Source organism: Archangium violaceum Cb vi76 (genome assembly GCF_000733295.1).
Taxonomy (GTDB): domain Bacteria; phylum Myxococcota; class Myxococcia; order Myxococcales; family Myxococcaceae; genus Archangium; species Archangium violaceum.
On the sequence record NZ_JPMI01000362.1, the window covers coordinates 1 to 284 of the forward strand.

Annotated in this window: 1 protein-coding gene; it reads right to left on the bottom strand. The window is 63.4% G+C overall.

Going from position 1 to position 284, the window contains the following annotated elements:
- On the bottom strand, nt 1-228 hold a 228-nt coding region (locus tag Q664_RS45410), incomplete at its 3' end, for a single-stranded DNA-binding protein (protein WP_043411762.1).
- Nucleotides 229-284 lie beyond the last annotated feature (56 nt).

Here is a 284-nt window from a genome sequence, read left to right on the forward strand (position 1 = left end):
CACCTGACGGCCCTTCTTGAGGTACTCCCCACAGTTCTCATCGGGCTTGCCCCACACGACAATTCGGTGCCACTCGGTGCGCTCCTGCTTCTGGCCGTTCTTGTCCGTCCAGGTGTCGGTCGTTGCGATGCGGAAGTTGGCCACTGCCTGGCCGCCCGGGGTGAAGCGCACTTCGGGGTCCGCCCCGAGGTTGCCAATGAGAATGACCTTGTTGACGCCACCAGCCATAAGAGTCCGCCCTCTTCAGGTACGAGAGTGAGTCCCGGGGCTATTGCAGGGGCGGC